We start from the raw sequence: 1,328 nt of genomic DNA, 5'->3' as shown, positions 1-1,328 counted from the left end.
GATAGAGTAAGAGCCTTGCTCAACATCCGTACCCATTTGAGCAACACCAGCTTTATTAGCTTGGTTATCTAATGATTCCATTTTATATGCCGCAGCAAGACCGAAGCCAGCAGGAAGAGAAGCTTCAAAGCCTACTAGGTAAGCTTGGTTATCTTGACTAGCAACGCCATTAAAATCAGAGCCGGTTTCAACAGCTCCCATGAATGTTACTTTTTCAAAACTGTATTTTGCATTCGCACTCACAAATGATGAATCACGTGTAGCAGCGCCACCACCATTAGCGTTATCATCACGACCAACAGAAGTTGCAAATGAGAAACCACCAAACTTAGGTGAATCATAACGAACTTGGTTTGATTGACGATCGTAGTGACCAGCAATACCACCCCAATCGAATACAGAGCCTAAACCTGGGTTAGAGTATGGCCAATCAACTAATTCATATAGTGGAGTAAGAACACGACCTACGCGCACGTTACCCCAATCACCAGATGCACCAACAAAAGTATCACGGAAACCTAGCACACCACCAGAAACGCCGCCATGACCCCAGTCAGTACTATCAACATAACCTGACTCAATTTGCATCGTGATTAGAACATTTTCAAACATCTCTTTATGAGCACGGAAACCAATTCGAGATTCATTTTCAACTACATAACCCGAACTTGCATCATTATTATCAGTTGTATTGTAGTTAACCAATGAAATTGCAGCAACACCATACACTTCAACATTAAAGTCGGAGTTAATACCCACTTCTTTTGCAGTTACACCGCTCGCAACCAATGCAATAGCAGCACCTAAAAGGGTTTTCTTAAACATAGTCATAATTCCTTCATTTAACTAATTAAGTAATGCATGGATATTTAAGTTGGTCGCCGAAATGAACCATGCACTAGATTTGTTGTCTGAAGCAGACTATGACAATGTTTTTTCACAAAGAAAATATAGTTATGTTTTTTGAGTGACGAGGTTCAAACTAGATTACTTGTAAAAAAACATAATCAAATAAATTCAATAGCTTAATTAAACATCAAAAAAAATAACCGTGATTAAAAATAAAACAAAAGAGATCGAAATCTCAAAAATAGCACCTACACACGCCAAAAATAAAGAGTTAGATCACATTCAATTTAGTTAAAATTATAAATATTCACTTTAATTTAAAAAAAAGTGCGAACTAAGTCGCACTTGATATTTTACGAGAATTAATAAATCTCTAAGCATTATTTATTTAATAACCAAGTCAAAATTTGAGCTTTGTCTTCAGAAGATGCTTTCTCATACCAATAGCTCAACATCTCTAATGATTTCGATGATGTCGT

General features: G+C 36.6%; 1 protein-coding gene. It reads right to left on the bottom strand.

The window, feature by feature from the left end:
- On the bottom strand, positions 1-834 hold an 834-nt coding region (locus tag BTO23_RS01640; RefSeq protein WP_245922095.1), incomplete at its 3' end, for a porin.
- Positions 835-1,328: the final 494 nt, after the last annotated feature.

It is taken from the genome of Aliivibrio sifiae, assembly GCF_002954715.1.
In the GTDB taxonomy this organism is placed as follows: Bacteria; Pseudomonadota; Gammaproteobacteria; order Enterobacterales; family Vibrionaceae; genus Aliivibrio; species Aliivibrio sifiae.
This window is presented reverse-complemented; position numbering and strand designations above follow the sequence as displayed.